The sequence below is a fragment of the Microbacterium sp. zg.Y909 genome, assembly GCF_024626565.1.
The window spans coordinates 1-14,719 of record NZ_JANJFJ010000086.1 but is presented as its reverse complement, the minus strand read 5'-3'; the positions used below and the strand labels follow the sequence as shown (position 1 = coordinate 14,719).

General features: G+C 69.8%; 14 protein-coding genes and 1 tRNA gene. 7 read left to right on the top strand and 8 right to left on the bottom strand.

The features are described 5' to 3' along the window. The coding region (locus NQ160_RS08700; protein WP_306852905.1) for a pyrimidine dimer DNA glycosylase/endonuclease V at positions 1-402 on the top strand (402 nt) is incomplete at its 5' end. Between the two features lie 286 nt (positions 403-688). On the opposite strand, the gene NQ160_RS08695 is transcribed toward NQ160_RS08700, so the two are convergent. Together NQ160_RS08695 and NQ160_RS08690 are read right to left on the bottom strand one after the other, a co-directional pair. Continuing rightward, positions 689-1,918 carry an RNA polymerase sigma factor gene (locus NQ160_RS08695; protein WP_257514832.1) on the bottom strand — a complete coding sequence of 410 codons (1,230 nt, stop codon included), beginning with the start codon at positions 1,916-1,918 and terminating at the stop codon, positions 689-691. A gap of 20 nt (positions 1,919-1,938) precedes the next feature. After that, a complete protein-coding gene (locus tag NQ160_RS08690; protein ID WP_257514831.1) occupies positions 1,939-2,379 on the bottom strand; it encodes a YciI family protein in 441 nt (146 codons plus the stop codon). Positions 2,380-2,468: 89 nt separating this feature from the next. Between NQ160_RS08690 and NQ160_RS08685 the strand changes: the two genes are divergently transcribed. The 3 genes from NQ160_RS08685 to NQ160_RS08675 all read left to right on the top strand — a co-directional run bounded on the left by NQ160_RS08685 (position 2,469) and on the right by NQ160_RS08675 (position 5,154). Then, on the top strand, positions 2,469-3,098 hold the full coding sequence (locus NQ160_RS08685; RefSeq protein ID WP_257514830.1) for a thymidine kinase: 630 nt from the start codon (positions 2,469-2,471) through the stop codon (positions 3,096-3,098). A gap of 65 nt (positions 3,099-3,163) precedes the next feature. After that, the gene (locus tag NQ160_RS08680) at positions 3,164-3,862 is read left to right on the top strand and encodes a FadR/GntR family transcriptional regulator (RefSeq protein WP_257514829.1); all 699 of its coding nucleotides are present in this window, start codon (positions 3,164-3,166) and stop codon (positions 3,860-3,862) included. Between the two features lie 14 nt (positions 3,863-3,876). After that, complete coding sequence (locus NQ160_RS08675) at positions 3,877-5,154, top strand: alpha-hydroxy acid oxidase (RefSeq protein ID WP_257514828.1); 1,278 nt, start codon at positions 3,877-3,879, stop codon at positions 5,152-5,154. 243 nt (positions 5,155-5,397) lie between these two features. On the opposite strand, the gene NQ160_RS08670 is transcribed toward NQ160_RS08675, so the two are convergent. The 4 genes from NQ160_RS08670 to NQ160_RS08655 form a co-directional block, all read right to left on the bottom strand. Beyond that, the gene (locus NQ160_RS08670) at positions 5,398-6,165 is read right to left on the bottom strand and encodes an HAD-IIB family hydrolase (protein ID WP_257514827.1); all 768 of its coding nucleotides are present in this window, start codon (positions 6,163-6,165) and stop codon (positions 5,398-5,400) included. Positions 6,166-6,233: 68 nt separating this feature from the next. Further along, a tRNA-Pro gene (locus tag NQ160_RS08665) sits at positions 6,234-6,310 on the bottom strand. 48 nt (positions 6,311-6,358) lie between these two features. Then, entirely contained in the window at positions 6,359-7,291 is a 933-nt protein-coding gene (locus tag NQ160_RS08660; protein ID WP_257514826.1) for a metallophosphoesterase, read from the bottom strand. Continuing rightward, on the bottom strand, positions 7,284-9,836 hold the full coding sequence (locus NQ160_RS08655) for a transglycosylase domain-containing protein (protein ID WP_257514825.1): 2,553 nt from the start codon (positions 9,834-9,836) through the stop codon (positions 7,284-7,286). Before NQ160_RS08655 ends, NQ160_RS08660 begins: the two co-directional genes overlap by 8 nt. 107 nt (positions 9,837-9,943) lie before the next feature. Here NQ160_RS08655 and NQ160_RS08650 point away from each other — a divergent pair, with 107 nt between their 5' ends. Together NQ160_RS08650 and NQ160_RS08645 are read left to right on the top strand one after the other, a co-directional pair. Continuing rightward, complete coding sequence (locus NQ160_RS08650) at positions 9,944-10,159, top strand: DUF4177 domain-containing protein (RefSeq protein ID WP_257514824.1); 216 nt, start codon at positions 9,944-9,946, stop codon at positions 10,157-10,159. Between the two features lie 2 nt (positions 10,160-10,161). After that, entirely contained in the window at positions 10,162-10,629 is a 468-nt protein-coding gene (locus NQ160_RS08645) for a RidA family protein (protein WP_257514823.1), read from the top strand. A 121-nt stretch (positions 10,630-10,750) separates the two neighbouring features. On the opposite strand, the gene NQ160_RS08640 is transcribed toward NQ160_RS08645, so the two are convergent. Beyond that, positions 10,751-12,520: a hypothetical protein gene (locus NQ160_RS08640; RefSeq protein WP_257514822.1), complete on the bottom strand. Its 1,770-nt coding sequence runs from the start codon at positions 12,518-12,520 to the stop codon at positions 10,751-10,753. 181 nt (positions 12,521-12,701) lie between these two features. Here NQ160_RS08640 and NQ160_RS08635 point away from each other — a divergent pair, with 181 nt between their 5' ends. Continuing rightward, positions 12,702-13,319, top strand: a complete 618-nt coding sequence (locus NQ160_RS08635) for a TetR/AcrR family transcriptional regulator (protein ID WP_257514821.1) — start codon at positions 12,702-12,704, stop codon at positions 13,317-13,319. Between the two features lie 15 nt (positions 13,320-13,334). Here NQ160_RS08635 and NQ160_RS08630 read toward each other — a convergent pair. Next, a partial coding sequence (locus NQ160_RS08630; protein WP_257514820.1) for an acetate--CoA ligase occupies positions 13,335-14,719 on the bottom strand: 1,385 nt, incomplete at its 5' end.

Genomic DNA, 14,719 nt, shown 5'->3' with positions numbered 1-14,719 from the left:
CGTGCGGCGCTCGTGGCCTGCTGGCGCGAGGGACTGCTCGCACAGGCCGTGCTCGGTGGCGCCACGCGGGGCTACACCCGGCATCCGCAGCTCGAGCGCTTCCGCGCCTGCGCTGACCCGGTGGCCGCCATCGGACACTTCCTCGCCGGCGTGCAGACGGAGGCCACCGCGCGAGGGTACCGGTTCGACGCGTCGCGCATCACGCGGCCGGATGCCGTGAACCCCGAGATCCCGGTGACCGACGGGCAGCTGGCCTTCGAGCTGACGCACCTGCGGCGCAAGGTCGCCGAGCGGGCTCCGGCGTGGCTCGAGCGCCTGCCGGACGTCGCCGGCCAGGCCGCGCCGGCCGCGCCCTCGTTCGTCGTGGTGCCGGGTCCCATCGCCGGCTGGGAACGCCCGTAACCCGGGCCGCGCCGGCTTCGGGGACGTTTTCGCGCCCCAAACGGGGGTGGCGCGGGTTTCGGGGACGTTTTCGCGCCCCGAACGGGGGTGGGGCGGGTTTCGGGGACGTTTTCGCGCCCCAAACGGGGGTGGCGCGGGTTTCGGGGACGTTTTCGCGCCCCGAACGGGGGTGGGGCGGGTTTCGGGGACGTTTTCGCGCCCCAAACGGGGTGGGGCCGGTTTCGGGGACGTTTTCGCGCCCCGAACGGGGGTGGGGCCGGTTCGGGGACCGGCGTGAGCGCCCGGATCAGAGCGCCGCGGCCTTGTCCCGCAGCACCTGCGCCTCGCGCTCGTTCGCGGCGAGAGCCGCGGCCGTCAGCAGCTCGGACCGCGCCTCGTCCAGCCGTCCGAGCCGGCTGAGCAGCTCGCCCCGCACGCTCGGCAGCAGGTGCGATCCCTGCAGCGCACCCTCGGACTGCAGGCGGTCGACGATCCGCAGCGCCGTGGCCGGGCCGGTGGCCATCGAGACCGCGACGGCGCGGTTGAGGTCGACCACGGGACTGGGGGAGAGCCGCCCGAGCGCCTCGTACAACACCACGATGCGGTCCCAGTCGGTGGCGGCGACGCTGGGCGCCACGGCGTGACAGAGCGCGATCGCCGCCTGCAGCGCGTAGGGTCCGCGGCCGTGGCCGGCGGCATCCGCTCGCGCCAGCGCCGCCTTCCCACGGACGATCTGCGCCCGGTCCCACCGGGTGCGGTCCTGGTCGGCCAGCAGCACGGGGGCGCCGTCGGGGGCCGTGCGGGCGGCGAACCGGGAGGACTGCAGCTCCATGAGCGCCACCAGGGCGTGCGCCTCGGGCTCCCGGGGCACCAGGCCGGCCAGCACGCGGGCCAGGCGCAGAGCCTCGCCGGCCAGCTCCTCGCGGATCCAGCGGTCGCCGCTCGTGGCGGCGTACCCCTCGGTGAAGACGAGGTAAAGCGTGCCCAGCACGCCGCCCAGCCGCTGCCGCCACTCGGTGGGCTCGGGGGTCTCGAAGGGCACGCGCGCGGCGGCGAGCGTCTTCTTCGCGCGCGTGATGCGCGCTTGCACCGTCGGCACCGGCACCAACAGCATGCGCGCGATCTCCTGTGTCGACAGCCCGCCGACCACACGCAGGGTCAGCGCCACCTGCGACTCGCGCGACAGCACCGGGTGGCACGCGATGAACACCAGGCGCAGCATGTCGTCGTCGATGGGCTCGCCGGCGTAGGGCTCGGCTTCGGTGAAATCCTGCGCGAGGGCGCGGTACCGCTCGTCCAGCGCACCGCGGCGCCGCCACGCATCGATCGCCCGCCGCTTTGCGACGGCGGTGAGCCACGCCCCCGGGTTGCGGGGAACGCCGGCAGCCGGCCACCGCTGCAGCGCCTCGAGCAGGGCCTCCTGGGTGACGTCCTCCGCCAGCCCCACGTCGCCGGTGACCTTCGCCAGCGTCGCCACGATGCGCGCGCTCTCGATGCGCCAGACGGCATCGACGGTGCGGCGGATGTGGTCGCTCATGTCCCCGGTGCCGTCGCCGGTCAGGAGGCGTCGGCGGCCCGGCGCGCATCCAGCTCGTCGCGCCAGACCTTCTCCTTCTTCACGTACTCGTTGTCCTGATAGTCCGCGAAGTCGGAGTCATCGGTAAGGCGACGCACCTCGATCTTGTCGCCCGGGCCCAGCGGCGCGCGCTTGGCCCACTCGACCGCCTCCTCCTGCGTGGCGGCCTGGATCGTCCAGAACCCGTTGAACAGTTCGTGCGTCTCCCCGTAGGGGCCGTCGGAGACCACGGGCGCGTCAGCGGTGAACTCCACGACGGCGCCCTGCGCGGCATCCGTCAGGCCGTCGCCGCCGAGCAGCACCCCGGCCTTCATCATCGATTCGTTGTACGCGCCCATCGCGTTCATGACCTGCTCGAAATCCATGTCCCGAAAGTCATCGAAAGTTCCGCTGTTGCGCATGATCAGCATGTATTTGGCCATCGCCGTTCCCTTCATCGGTGGGCGCTTGCGCCCTCTACTATCGCGTCGAGCGGGCCGGAGCGGAATCGACATCCCCGTAGAATCCATGGGTGGCCAAACTGTACTTCCGCTATGGAGCGATGAACTCCGGCAAGTCGACGGCACTGCTGCAGGCGGCCTACAACTACGAGGAGCGCGGGCAGCGGGTGCTGCTGGCCAAGCCCGAGATCGACACCAAGGGTGCGGGTGAGATCGCCAGTCGCCTGGGAATGGCCCGTCCCGTCGACTTCCTGATTGCTCCGGATGCCGATCTGCTGACGTTGTTCCGCGCGCATCGCGCGCAGGTGGGTGCGGAACCGGCCGACGGGGTGTCGGGCGACGTGGCGTGCCTGCTCATCGACGAGGCCCAGTTCCTCACCCGCGAGCAGGTCGACGACCTGCTGCGCATCGTCGTGCTCGAGGGGGTGCCGGTGCTCGCCTACGGCATCCGCACCGACTTCCGCACCCACGCCTTTCCCGGCTCGGCGCGGCTCATGGAGCTCGCGCATTCGCTCGAGGAGCTCAAGACCATCTGCCGCTGCGGGCGCAAGGCGCTATTCAACGCGCGCCTGGTCGGTGGACGCTTCGTGTTCGACGGTGACCAGGTGGCCATCGACGAACTGACGAGGGAGCGCGTGACCTACGAGTCGATGTGCGCGGAGTGCTACCTGCGCGAGTCGGGCGGGCGCCTCGACGGCTGACCCGGGTTGCTTGGTCAGACCACGCAGCGTATTGTGGTCAGGCCACGACGAAGGGGACCGCGCCGATGACGGACAGCACCGCTCCACCCGCACGCGCCTGGAAGGTCGTGCTGGACAAGATCGAGACCGACCTTCTGGAGGGGCGCCTCGGCCCCGGTGATCGCCTGCCCTCGGAGCGCGATCTGGTCTCGCAGCTGGGCGTCGGGCGGTCGAGCGTCCGCGAGGCACTGCGCGTTCTCGAGGTGATGGGGCTCATCCGCACCGGGACCGGCTCCGGCCCGTCTGCCGGCGCCATCGTCATCTCGTCGCCCACCGGGGGCATGTCGGCCTTCCTGCGTCTGCAGGTCGCCGCGCAGGGCTTCCCGATCGACGATGTCGTCGCGACGCGTCTGTTCGTGGAGGAGTGGGTCGTGGCGACCCTCGCCGAAGCCCTCGACCCTGATCTATCCGCAGTGCGCGAGACCGTCGAGGCGATGGATGCCGCCCCGCTGCCGCCGGACGAGTTCTTGGCCCTGGACGCCCAGTTCCACTACGCGCTGGCCGCGGCATCGGGAAACAGCGTCGTCGCGGCGACCATGGCGGGCCTGCGCTCGGCGATCGAGTCGTACACCGCAGAGATCGCCGGCCGTGTCGCCGACTGGGACGCCGCCTCCGCGCGGCTGCGACACCAGCACCACGAGATCCTCGCAGCCATCGACGCGGGCGACGCCGAACGCGCCCGCGCCCTCATCCCACAGCACATCTCCGGCTACTACGCCCCCTGATCGAGAGGCCCCGCATGGTCAAGCGTCAACTCCCCAAGCCCACCGAACTGCTCGAGCTGATGCAGTTCAAAAAGCCCGAACTCAACGGCACCAAGCGTCGCCTCGACGCGGCGCTGACGATCGGCGACCTGCAGAAGATCGCCAAGCGTCGTACGCCGAAGGCGGCGTTCGACTACACCGACGGCGCGGCCGAGGGCGAGCTGTCGCTCGCGCGCGCCCGGCAGGCGTTCGAGGACATCGAGTTCCACCCCGACGTGCTGCGCCCGGCGGAGCACGTCGACACGTCGGTGGAGATCCTCGGAGGCCGCTCGGCGCTGCCTTTCGGCATCGCGCCCACCGGCTTCACGCGCCTCATGCAGACCGAGGGCGAGACCGCGGGCGCCGGTGCCGCGGCCGCCGCCGGCATCCCGTTCACCCTTTCGACCCTCGGGACGACCTCGATCGAAGACGTCAAGGCGACCAACCCCCACGGGCGCAACTGGTTCCAGCTGTACGTCATGCGCGACCGCGACATCTCGTACGGGCTGGTCGCCCGGGCCGCCGCGGCCGGGTTCGACACCCTCATGTTCACCGTCGACACCCCTATCGCCGGCGCGCGCCTGCGCGACAAGCGCAACGGGTTCTCGATCCCGCCGCAGCTGACGGTCGGCACCATCATCAACGCGATCCCGCGGCCGTGGTGGTGGATCGACTTCCTCACCACCCCGAAGCTCGAGTTCGCGTCCCTGTCGACCACCGGGGGCACCGTTGGCGAGCTGCTCAACGCGGCGATGGACCCGACGATCAGCTACGACGACCTCGAGTACATCCGCAGCATCTGGCCCGGCAAGATCGTCGTCAAGGGCGTGCAGAACGTCGCCGACAGCAAGCGGCTGATCGACCTGGGCGTCGACGGCATCATCCTGTCCAACCACGGCGGCCGTCAGCTGGACCGTGCCCCGATCCCGTTCCACCTGCTGCCGCAGGTCGTGCGCGAGGTCGGCAACGACGCCACCGTGATGATCGACACCGGCATCATGAACGGTGCCGACATCGTGGCCTCGATGGCGCTGGGGGCGAAGTTCACCCTCATCGGCCGTGCCTACCTGTACGGCCTCATGGCCGGTGGCAGGGCAGGCGTCGACCGCACGATCGAGATCCTCCGCACCGAGATCGAACGCACGATGGCCCTCCTCGGCGTGTCGAGCATCGAGGAGCTCGAGCCGCGGCACGTCACGCAGCTGCAGCGGCTGACGCCGATCGGGCAGCAGTCCCGCTCGGTGCGGCCGCAGCGGGTGGCGGCCCAGGGCTGAGCCTGCCCCGGTCGTAACTCCTCAAGAACGGCCCCCACGGGGGCCGTTCTTGCGTTCCGGCAGCGCCTCGCGCCGGTTCTGAGGAGTTACGGCAGGCTGCAGCTGGCTTCGGACCGCTCAGGGCCGGCTTTGGGCGGCCTGGACCGGTGCGAGCCTCGAGGCGTCCGCGACCAGTCCGGAGGCGTCCGCGCCGGTCCGCCCCCGCAACTCCTCAAGAACGACCACTGCGGGAGGCGATACGAACTACACCCGAACGGGGAGCGTCGGGATGAGGGACTCCAGGAACGTTGCGGTGTCCTCCCACCCCTCGACAGCGTGGCAGGTGACGCCCATGGCGAGCACGGGGTAGTCGTTGCCGTCGGGGTCGAGGCGGTCGCCCACGAACAGCATGTCGTCCAGCGCGATGCCGGTCTGGTCTGACAGCTGACGCATGCCGTAGGCCTTGTCGATGCCGCGGTGGGTGATGTCCACCGACGTCGACCCGCCCGAGCGCACCTCGAGGTCGGGGATGCGCGCGGCGACCGCCTCGCGCAGGGCGTTCTTCTTCGAACCGGTGGGGTCCCACGCGACCTTGGCGTGCAGGGGAGCGGACTGTCCGAGTGCCGAGAAGGTGATCTGCGAGCCGCGGTCCTCGAGGATGTCGCCCCAGGTCTCGCTCTCCCACAGCCCGAGGCGGCGGGCCTCCTGCTCGACGGCGGCCAGCGCTCGGGCCTTCTCGTCGTCGGTGAGCCGGTGCGCGTAGACCGTCTCGATGCCGGCGTCGGACAGCCGGTAGTACTGAGTGCCGCAGGTCGGCATGAGGTGCAGGGATGTCAGCACCTCCGGGGATGCCGCCGGGAGGTTCTCCACGACCTGCACCTGGAACTGCTGCAGCTGCCCGCCCGAGATGATGGCCACCTCGACCCGCTCGGCCAAGGCCACCAGCAGCTCGCCCATGCGCGGTGCGATCGCGCTCTTGGAGGGGGCCAGGGTGTCGTCGAGGTCGAAGGCGATCAGGCGGGGGATGGGCATGGGCGGGCTCCTGGCTATCTCGCGGTCGTTCTACACGAAGGGCTCCACCTGGTGGTGGAGCCCTTCTGTGGTCGGGGTGACAGGATTTGAACCTGCGGCCTCGTCGTCCCGAACGACGCGCGCTACCAAGCTGCGCCACACCCCGGAGCAACCCCCCTAGCTTACCCGATGCGAGGCCATGCTCCGAACCGGGTCACTCTCTCGGCACCAGGGTCAGAAGCGTCGCCTCCGGACGGCACCCGAAACGCACGGGGGCGTAGATCGAGTGGCCGATGCCCGCGCTGACGTTCAGCGGCACCCGCCGCCCGCCGCTGGTCCACGCGCTCAGCCCTCGCGCTTGGCGGAGGGGGATGTCGCAATTGGCCACGAGCGCCGCGGGCGATCCGGGGATGCGCACCTGGCCGCCGTGGGTGTGGCCCGCCAGCAGCAGATCGGCCCCGCGCGCGGTGAAGTCGTCCAGGACGCGGCGATACGGGGCGTGGGTGACTCCGAGGTCGAGGTCGGCCTTGGGCATGCCGACGAGCGCGGCATCCACGGCGTCGAGGTCGTCCCAGTCCCGGTGCGCGTCGCTCACGCCGTAGGCGCGCACGCGCAGTGCGCCGACCTGCAGCTGCGCGGCGGCGTTGTTGAGGTCGGCCCACCCCAGCTCCTCGCCGAGGAAGCGGTCCAGGGCGTCGGTGTCGATGCGCGTCGCCTTCGGAGTGCGCGAGGACGGCCCGCTGAAGTAGCGCAGCGGGTTTCGAGGGGCGGGTGCGAAGCGATCGTTCGATCCGTGCACGTAGACGCCCGGGACGCCCGCAAAAGGGGCGAGGGCTTCGCGGATGCCGCGCAGACCCTCACCGTGCCCGAGGTTGTCGCCGGTGTTGACGACCAGGTCAGGTTCCAGCGCTGCCAGCGACGCGATCCAGCGCTGCTTGCGCCGCTGCCAGGGGGCCATGTGGGCGTCGGAGATGTGCAGGATGCGCACTGGCCTCGCTCCCGGGGGGAGCACTGCCAGATCGTGCCGACGGACGGTGTACAGGTGCCGCTCGATGCCGAAGCCCCAAACGGCCGCGGCCGCGCCCGCCGCCCCTACCGCCGCGAGCGCGGTGAGGGCGGGGCGGGGCGATCGGTGCCGGTCAGCCACAGCTGAGGGTGATCGGTGTGCTGCGCGCGGCCACGGTGCCCGCGGCGGGATCGGTGCCCGTCACAGTGGGCGGATCGTCTTCGTCCTCAACGGCCGGGCACATCGTGATCGCGGTGAAGCCGGCGCTGCGCAACGCGTCGCGCGCCTTCTCCATCGTCATGCCGGCGACGGTCGGGACCGTGACGCCCTGGCCGTTGCTGGGGGTGAGGACCACCGTCGTCCCCCCCGGTACGCGCCCGGCACCCGGATCCTGACTGGTGATCGTGCCGGCGGGCTCGGCGCCGTCCACGGGGTCGTTGACGCGCACCGCGAAGCCGGCGTCTTCGATCACCGATGTGGCCTCTTCGACCGTCATGCCGACCACGTTCGGCAGATCCGCGTAGACACGCCGCGTCAGGTTGGAGTCGGGTCCGGGGAACTGGTCGCCGCCGTACTTGGCGTTGGCGGCACGCTGCAGGTCGGGCCAGATCGCGTGGCGCATGCGCCACAGCGGGTAGCCGTTCGCCCAGAGACGGTTCAGCTGCGACTCGCCGATGACGTTGCCCACCCAGGTGGCGCTGGCGACCTTCGTCGAGCTTCCGATCATCCACGTCTGGAACTGCTGGTGGATGCCGGTCTTGCCGATGAGCGGGGTGCCGTCGAACGTGCGGGACGGCGTCGCCGAGCCGGACGCCAGCACGTTCTGCAGGACGTGGGCGGCGGTGTTCGCCACCGATTCGTCGAGCACGCGCGAGCAGGTGGTCTCGGGCAGCGGCAGCGGATTGCCCGCGGAGTCGGTGATCTCATCGATGGCCCTCGGCTGGCAGTAGATGCCGCCGGAGGCGATCGTGGCGTAGACGTTCGCCATGTCGATCGGCGCGATGTTCATCGACCCGAGGATCGAGTAGGGGGCGTTGAGATCGGGGTACGCGGCATCCGCCTCGTACGTCTTGTGACCATCGGCGAGGGTCACGCCCAGCCGGTCGGCCACCTTGTTGACGTCGCACACGGTGAGCTTCTCGGCCATGGCGAAGAACCCGGTGTTCAGTGAATCGGCGGTGAACTGGTACGGCGTGCTGGTGTAACCGCGCGAGTTCTCGAAGTTGCCGATGTCGGCACCGACGACAGTTTGCATGCCTTCATCGCAGCCGCGGTCGATCTTGAAGTTGCGCACGGTGCCGTTGAGCACCTCGTTGATCGAGTGGCCCTTCTCCAGCCAATCGAGCAGTGTGAAGACCTTGTAGGTCGATCCGACGTTGAATCCATTCGACCCGCCGTTGGCTTTGCGCGTGTTGAAGTTGATCGAGGAGTACGAGCGGTCGGATTCGAGCTGCGCCGCCGACTGCGAGTACAGGGTGTTCTGCGCCATCGAAAGCACGCGTCCGGTGCCGACCTCGATCTGCACGGCGGTCGAGCCGAGTTCGATCCCCTCCATAGTGGCGGGGACGATCGAGAGGGACTCCTCCGCGGCGCGCTGCAGGTCCATGTCGATCGTGGTGTAGATGCGGTAGCCTCCGCGACGCAGATTCTGTTTGCGCTCGTCGGGGGTCTCGCCGAAGACTGGGTCGTTCTCCACGATCGTGCGCACATAGTCGCAGAAGTATGCCGATCGACCGGCCATCTGGCATCCCTGATCGGTCGGGGTGATGTTCGGAGTGATCGGCTCGGCCTTGGCCGCGTCGTACTCCTCCTGCGTGATCTTGCCGTCGGTCAGCATGCGCCACAGCACGTAGTCGCGCCGCTCGAGCGTCTTGGCGTAGCCGTTGGCCGCGCCGTTGGACTCGTTGTCGGGGCGGTCGATGCGGTAGCCGTTGGGTTCCTGCACCATGCCGGCGAGGGTCGCGGCCTGGCTCAGGGTGAGGTTCGCGGCATCCACCCCGAAGTAGTACTTCGATGCGGCGCCGATGCCGTAGTTCTGCCCGCCGAAGTTGACGATGTTGAGGTAGCCGAGAAGGATCTCGTCCTTCGTGTACGTCTTCTCCAGCTGGATGGCGAAGCGCATCTCCTGCAGCTTGCGCTGCAGGCCGCCCTCGCCGATGTCGGAGTTCGTGGCCTCCCAGTAGCAGGCCTGCTTCTCTTCTTCGGTCGTGGCATCCTCTTCGCAGCGCTGCACGAGGATGTTCTTGACGTACTGCTGGCTGATCGACGAGCCGCCGCGGCTGGAGGTGCCCCGCACGTTGGCGAGCACGGCGCTCATGGTGCCGGCGAGGTCGACGCCGCCGTGCTTGTAGAAGTTCTTGTCCTCGCTGGAGAGCACGGCGTCGTAGACGAGCGGGCTGATCTGATCGAACTCCAGCGGCACACGGTTCTGGTCGTAGAAACGGGCGATCATCGCCGGCTCACCGTTGACGGTGGCGTAGATCTCGGTGGACTCCATGAGGTCGTCGATCTCGAGGTAGCTCGGCATGTTGTCGAACATCGAGATCGCGTTGCTCGCGGCGTAGCCCGAGACGGCGATCGCGGGGGTGACCGTGGCGGTGACCAGGATGCCGGCGACGGTGCTGAGCCCGACCAGGCCCAGGAGTCCCCCGAGCACGCCACTGGTCGTCCGTTTCTTGTGGGGCATAGGGTGATCGTAAGCCAAAATCCTGGGCGAAGCCTCGACAGGACATCGTGCGTCGCGCCACGGGCGAGAGGCGCCGGCCGCCCCGCAACCCGAGACCTGGAGCCGTCATGACCACGTGGGAATACCTCACCACCCCCTTGCTGATCCACAACACGGCAGCGATCCTGAACAACTGGGGCAAGCAGGGCTGGGAGCTCGTGCAGGTGGTGACCGGTCCGGAAGGCGGCCTCGTCGCCTACTTCAAGCGGCCGACCGGCGGCGGTTCCGACAACGCGGGACTGAGCGCCGCGGCGCAGGCCGCCCGTCAGTTCGAACAGGAGTGATCATGACCGTCTCCGAGCGTCTGGCCCAGCTGGGGATCGAACTTCCCGCCGTCGTTCCCCCTGTCGCCGCGTACATCCCGGCCAAGGTGCACGGCGATCTCGTCTACACCTCCGGGCAGCTGCCGATGGTCGCGGGGTCCATGCCCGCAACAGGCAAGGTTGGTGACGGGCACGGACTGGTCCCCGCCGCCGACGCCGCCGACTACGCGCGGCAGTGCGCGCTCAACGCCCTCGCCGCCGCCGCGGCGGCCGTCGGGGGAGTGGACCGCATCGCCGGGGTGCTCAAGGTGACCGGCTTCGTGGCATCTGTCCCGGAGTTCACGGGGCAGCCCGGGGTCGTCAACGGTGCCAGCGAGGTGCTCGGCGAGATCTTCGGCGATGACGGACGCCACGCCCGCTCGGCCGTCGGGGTGACGGCGCTGCCGCTGGACAGCCCGGTCGAAGTGGAAGTCATCTTCACGCTCGTCTGAGCGAGGGCACCCGCCGAGCCGCCACCTGGTGCTTCGACAACAGGCAGAATCCCCGGGACAGGACAATTCCTCGCGAACCGTCCTGTCCCGGGGATTTCTCCTGTGTGCGGACGGCTGCTGCTCAGGCCGTCATCGGAGTGCGACGGCGCAGCACGGATGCCGCGACGAACAGGACCGCGCCGCCGACCAGCAGGCCGAGGCCGGCCGCCGCCGGCGGGGCGACGGCACCCCCGGTCACCGCGAGCACGCCGCGCTGCACGGTGACGTCAGAGATGAGCACGATGCCCAGGTCGCGGTAGTCGAGGATCAGGTGGTGCGCGCCGTTCGGCACGGGCCCCAGGTTGAACGCGCCGGTCACCGTGCCGCGGTTCCACTGCACCGTGCCGATCGCCACCGGTGTGGAGCGCATGTTCCCGATGATGCTCGATCGGGAGTCCTGTACCTTTCGGAGGAAATTGGTCATGACGTCGAACGCCTCGTTGCGCTTGTTGCTGAGGCTCTGCAGCCGGAGCATGTCCATCTGCTGGCTGTTGCCCACGGAGTCCATCTCGGTCTTCAGCAGCTCGCGGAGGCGCTCAGCGTGAGGTCGTCCGTCCGCGGCGGTCGCATCGAGGAACGGATGCACGGTGCCGGTTGCTCTGACCGCGGCGACGGCTGTGGCGAAGGTGCCGTCCGTCGGTGCGGCCAGATATGCGTTCAGGGCGGTGCGGGCGTCGTTGAGCAGCCCGAGCCGCACGTTGCGCGCCTGCACGTCTGCGATCTGTGCGGCCAGCTGCTGTTCGAGCAGTGAGCCGCGGCCCGACTGCACCATCTGCAGCGCCGTCGCTAGATCGAGCGCCGCGATGCCGCCCCCGGCCGGCGAGACGCCGGGCATCCCGGCCAGCACGGGAGCCTGCGCCTGGCGGAGCGGGGGTGCCTGCGACGGCGGTACCTGCCAGGCGAGGCCGAGGATCTGGCCCACATCGTTCACCAGCGGGACGGTGTCGTTCGGTGTGGCAGTCAGGCCGAGGAGCGCGCCCAGGTCGCCTTCGGTGATGTCGCTGAGCGCCGCCCCCAGACCAGAGGCGCCGCCAAGAGCCAGCGGTGCCGGGGAGGACGGCGGATCGGGCGTGGGGGTCGGAACCGGGGTGGGCGCGGGGGTCGGAACCGGGGTGGGCGCGGGGGTCGGAACCGGGGTGGGCGTCGGAGCCGGCGTGGGACTCGGGTCGGGAGTCGGTGTGGGCACCGGGGTCGGCGTCGGCGTCGGCGTCGGGTTCTGCGCTGCCAGCGCGAAGGTACGGTCGATGGTCAGTGCGGTGGGGCCGGAGTCGCCGCGCGGCAGTGCGAACGACGGGTTCGCCGCAGGCTGCTCCGACGCGAGGTCGTAGCCCGGCGGGGGGATCAGTGAGACGCTGTAGTGGGCGGCCGAGGACGTCGGCAGCGCGCCGCCGGCGAACGATCCGTCAGCTGCGACCGGGATCCGCTGCACCGTGCTGCCGCCGCTGGAGACGACGAGCACCGCGCCGCTGAGATCGCTCACCGCGTCGCCGTCAGCCGTGGCGGCGGCCCTCCCGGCGATCGTTCCGTAGTCGCCCCAGAAGCTGACGCCCACGGGATCCGGCCCGGCCAGCACGAATTCCGTCCGCACCTCCGGCGACTCGAGGTCGCCGGAGGCTCCAGGCCAGACGGCATCCACCACGGCCTGCGTCGCATCGCTCTCGACCTCGAGCAGCACCGTGCCGTCGGCGCCGGTCGTGCCCGCGGCGAGCGCGCGCCCGTCGCCGTACGGGTCCCGGACGGCGACTTCCACCCCGGCGAGCGGAGCGGGGGACGTGCCGTCGTCGATCCGGACGACAACCCTGACGGGATGGGTGGCGCTGCTGTCAGCGTGGGCCGCTGCGGGGACGGTCATCAGGACCAGTCCGGCGACGGCGACGATGGCTCCAGCGAGCCGAGCTCGGGTGGCAAGGGGATGGGGGTGCGTCCGCGGGGTCATGCACGGCCTTTCATTGGTTGCAGCCCAAGTATGGACTGTGTCCAAAGTTGAGCACAAGTCAACGCGGCGTACAGTGGGTGTGGGACGAGGGGGCACCATGGCCGAGGGTCTGCGAGAGCGCAAGAGGCGCGCGGCGAAGCGTGCGATGGAGCGCGCTGCGGTCGATATCGCCTATGACGAGGGCGTGAGCGCCGTGACCGTCGACCGCGTGTGCGAGGCGGCGATGGTCTCCCGCAGCACGTTCTTCAATTACTTCTCATCGCTGGAGCAGGCGATCTTCGGCTCCCCCCTCTCCTACGACCCGGAACTGACGGAGGAGATCCTCAGCCAGCACCCCGACGACCTGGTCCTCGCGGCCAGCCTGATCGTCATGGAGTCGGTCCGCGGCCAGGCGGACGACGAGGTCACGCGGCGCCGGTTCGCGCTGTTCGCGCGCGAACCCGGCACGACCAGCAGGGTCTCGTGGGCCAGCCATCAGAGCCGGGAAGGGCTCATCGCCGTCGTCGCGGCCTGGCTCGACCGGCATCCTGAACGTGCGCGCCTCACCGACGCTGACCATCAGACCGAGGCCCGACTCACCGTGGCGTTCTCCATCATGCTCGGCGACGAGGTGCAGCGGTTCGCCCGGGAGGTCGACGGGGTCGTGCTGATCGAGCCCGAGACCTTCCGCACGGCACGGCGCCGGATGGCGGCGATCAGCACCCCGGTCGACTGATCGCCGCCACCCGGTTCACTTCACCTGCGCGGAGATGACGCTCATGACCATGGTGTCGGCGAGCGTCGTGGTGTCTCCGACTTCGCGTCCTTCGGCGACGTCACGCAGCAGGCGACGCATGATCTTGCCCGAGCGGGTCTTCGGCAGCTCGCCCACGATGTAGACGTCGCGAGGGCGGGCGATGGGGCCGATCTGCTCGCCGACCCAGGCTCGCAGGCTGTCAGCCAGGCCCTCGGGCGCGTGAGCGGACAGATAGCTCTGCTTGATGATGACGAAGGCCACCACCGCCTGCCCGGTGGTCTCATCGGACGCTCCCACGACCGCCGATTCGGCGACCGCCTCGTTGGCCACCAGGGCCGACTCGATCTCGGTGGTCGACAGGCGGTGCCCCGAGATGTTCATGACGTCGTCGACGCGTCCCATGAGCCACACGTCGCCGTCCTCGTCCAAGCGCGCCCCGTCGCCGGCGAAGTAGTATCCCTGCTTCTTGAATTTGTCCCAGTACGTCTCCACGAACCGGTCGGGGTCGCCCCAGATGCCGCGCAGCATGCTCGGCCAGGGCTCGGTCACCACGAGCAGACCGCCGTTGCCGTTGCCGACGTGGGTGCCGTCCTCATCGACGACGTCGATCGAGATGCCCGGGACCGCCACCTGAGCCGAGCCGGGCTTGGTCTCGGTCACGCCGGGGAGGGCGGAGATCATGATCGCCCCGGTCTCGGTCTGCCACCACGTGTCGACGATCGGGGCGGTCTTGCCGCCGATGATCTTGCGGTACCACATCCATGCCTCGGGGTTGATGGGCTCGCCCACCGAGCCCAGCAGCCGAAGCGAGGACAGGTCGAAGCGCTGCGGCACCTCGCGCCCGATCTTCATGAACGAGCGGATCGCGGTGGGCGCGGTGTAGAGGGTCGTGACCTTGTACTTCTCCACCAGCTCCCACCAGCGACCGGGGTGCGGCGTGTCGGGCGTGCCCTCGTAGAGCACCTGGGTGGCGCCGTTGGAGAGCGGACCGTAGGTCACGTAGCTGTGGCCGGTGACCCAGCCGATGTCGGCCGTGCACCAGAAGATGTCCGTCTCGGGGTGGATGTCGTGGACGATCCGGTTGGTGAAGGTCGTCTGGGTGAGGTATCCGCCCGAGGTGTGCAGAATCCCCTTGGGCTTTCCGGTGGTTCCCGAGGTGTAGAGGATGAAGAGCGGGTTCTCGGCGGGGAAGGGCTGCGCTTCGTGCTCGGGGGAGGCGTCGGCGACGACGTCGTGCCACCACAGGTCGCGGCCCTCGGTCCACTCCACGGCGTTGCCCCCGCGGCGCACCACCAGCACGTGCTCCACGGTCTCTTGCGGGCCGGAGCCGTTGCGGTCGGCCAGCGCCATGTCGACGGCGGGCTTGAGGGCCGACACCT

Bases quoted from the DNA above. Each gene is read 5' to 3' on its own strand.
- NQ160_RS08695 (WP_257514832.1), bottom strand. From the start codon at position 1,918: ATGAGCGACCACATCCGCCGCACCGTCGATGCCGTCTGGCGCATCGAG.
- NQ160_RS08690 (WP_257514831.1), bottom strand. From the start codon at position 2,379: ATGGCCAAATACATGCTGATCATGCGCAACAGCGGAACTTTCGATGAC.
- NQ160_RS08680 (WP_257514829.1), top strand. From the start codon at position 3,164: ATGACGGACAGCACCGCTCCACCCGCACGCGCCTGGAAGGTCGTGCTG.
- NQ160_RS08675 (WP_257514828.1), top strand. From the start codon at position 3,877: ATGGTCAAGCGTCAACTCCCCAAGCCCACCGAACTGCTCGAGCTGATG.
- NQ160_RS08670 (WP_257514827.1), bottom strand. From the start codon at position 6,165: ATGCCCATCCCCCGCCTGATCGCCTTCGACCTCGACGACACCCTGGCC.
- NQ160_RS08655 (WP_257514825.1), bottom strand. From the start codon at position 9,836: ATGCCCCACAAGAAACGGACGACCAGTGGCGTGCTCGGGGGACTCCTG.
- NQ160_RS08650 (WP_257514824.1), top strand. From the start codon at position 9,944: ATGACCACGTGGGAATACCTCACCACCCCCTTGCTGATCCACAACACG.
- NQ160_RS08645 (WP_257514823.1), top strand. From the start codon at position 10,162: ATGACCGTCTCCGAGCGTCTGGCCCAGCTGGGGATCGAACTTCCCGCC.
- NQ160_RS08640 (WP_257514822.1), bottom strand. From the start codon at position 12,520: ATGACCGTCCCCGCAGCGGCCCACGCTGACAGCAGCGCCACCCATCCC.
- NQ160_RS08635 (WP_257514821.1), top strand. From the start codon at position 12,702: ATGGCCGAGGGTCTGCGAGAGCGCAAGAGGCGCGCGGCGAAGCGTGCG.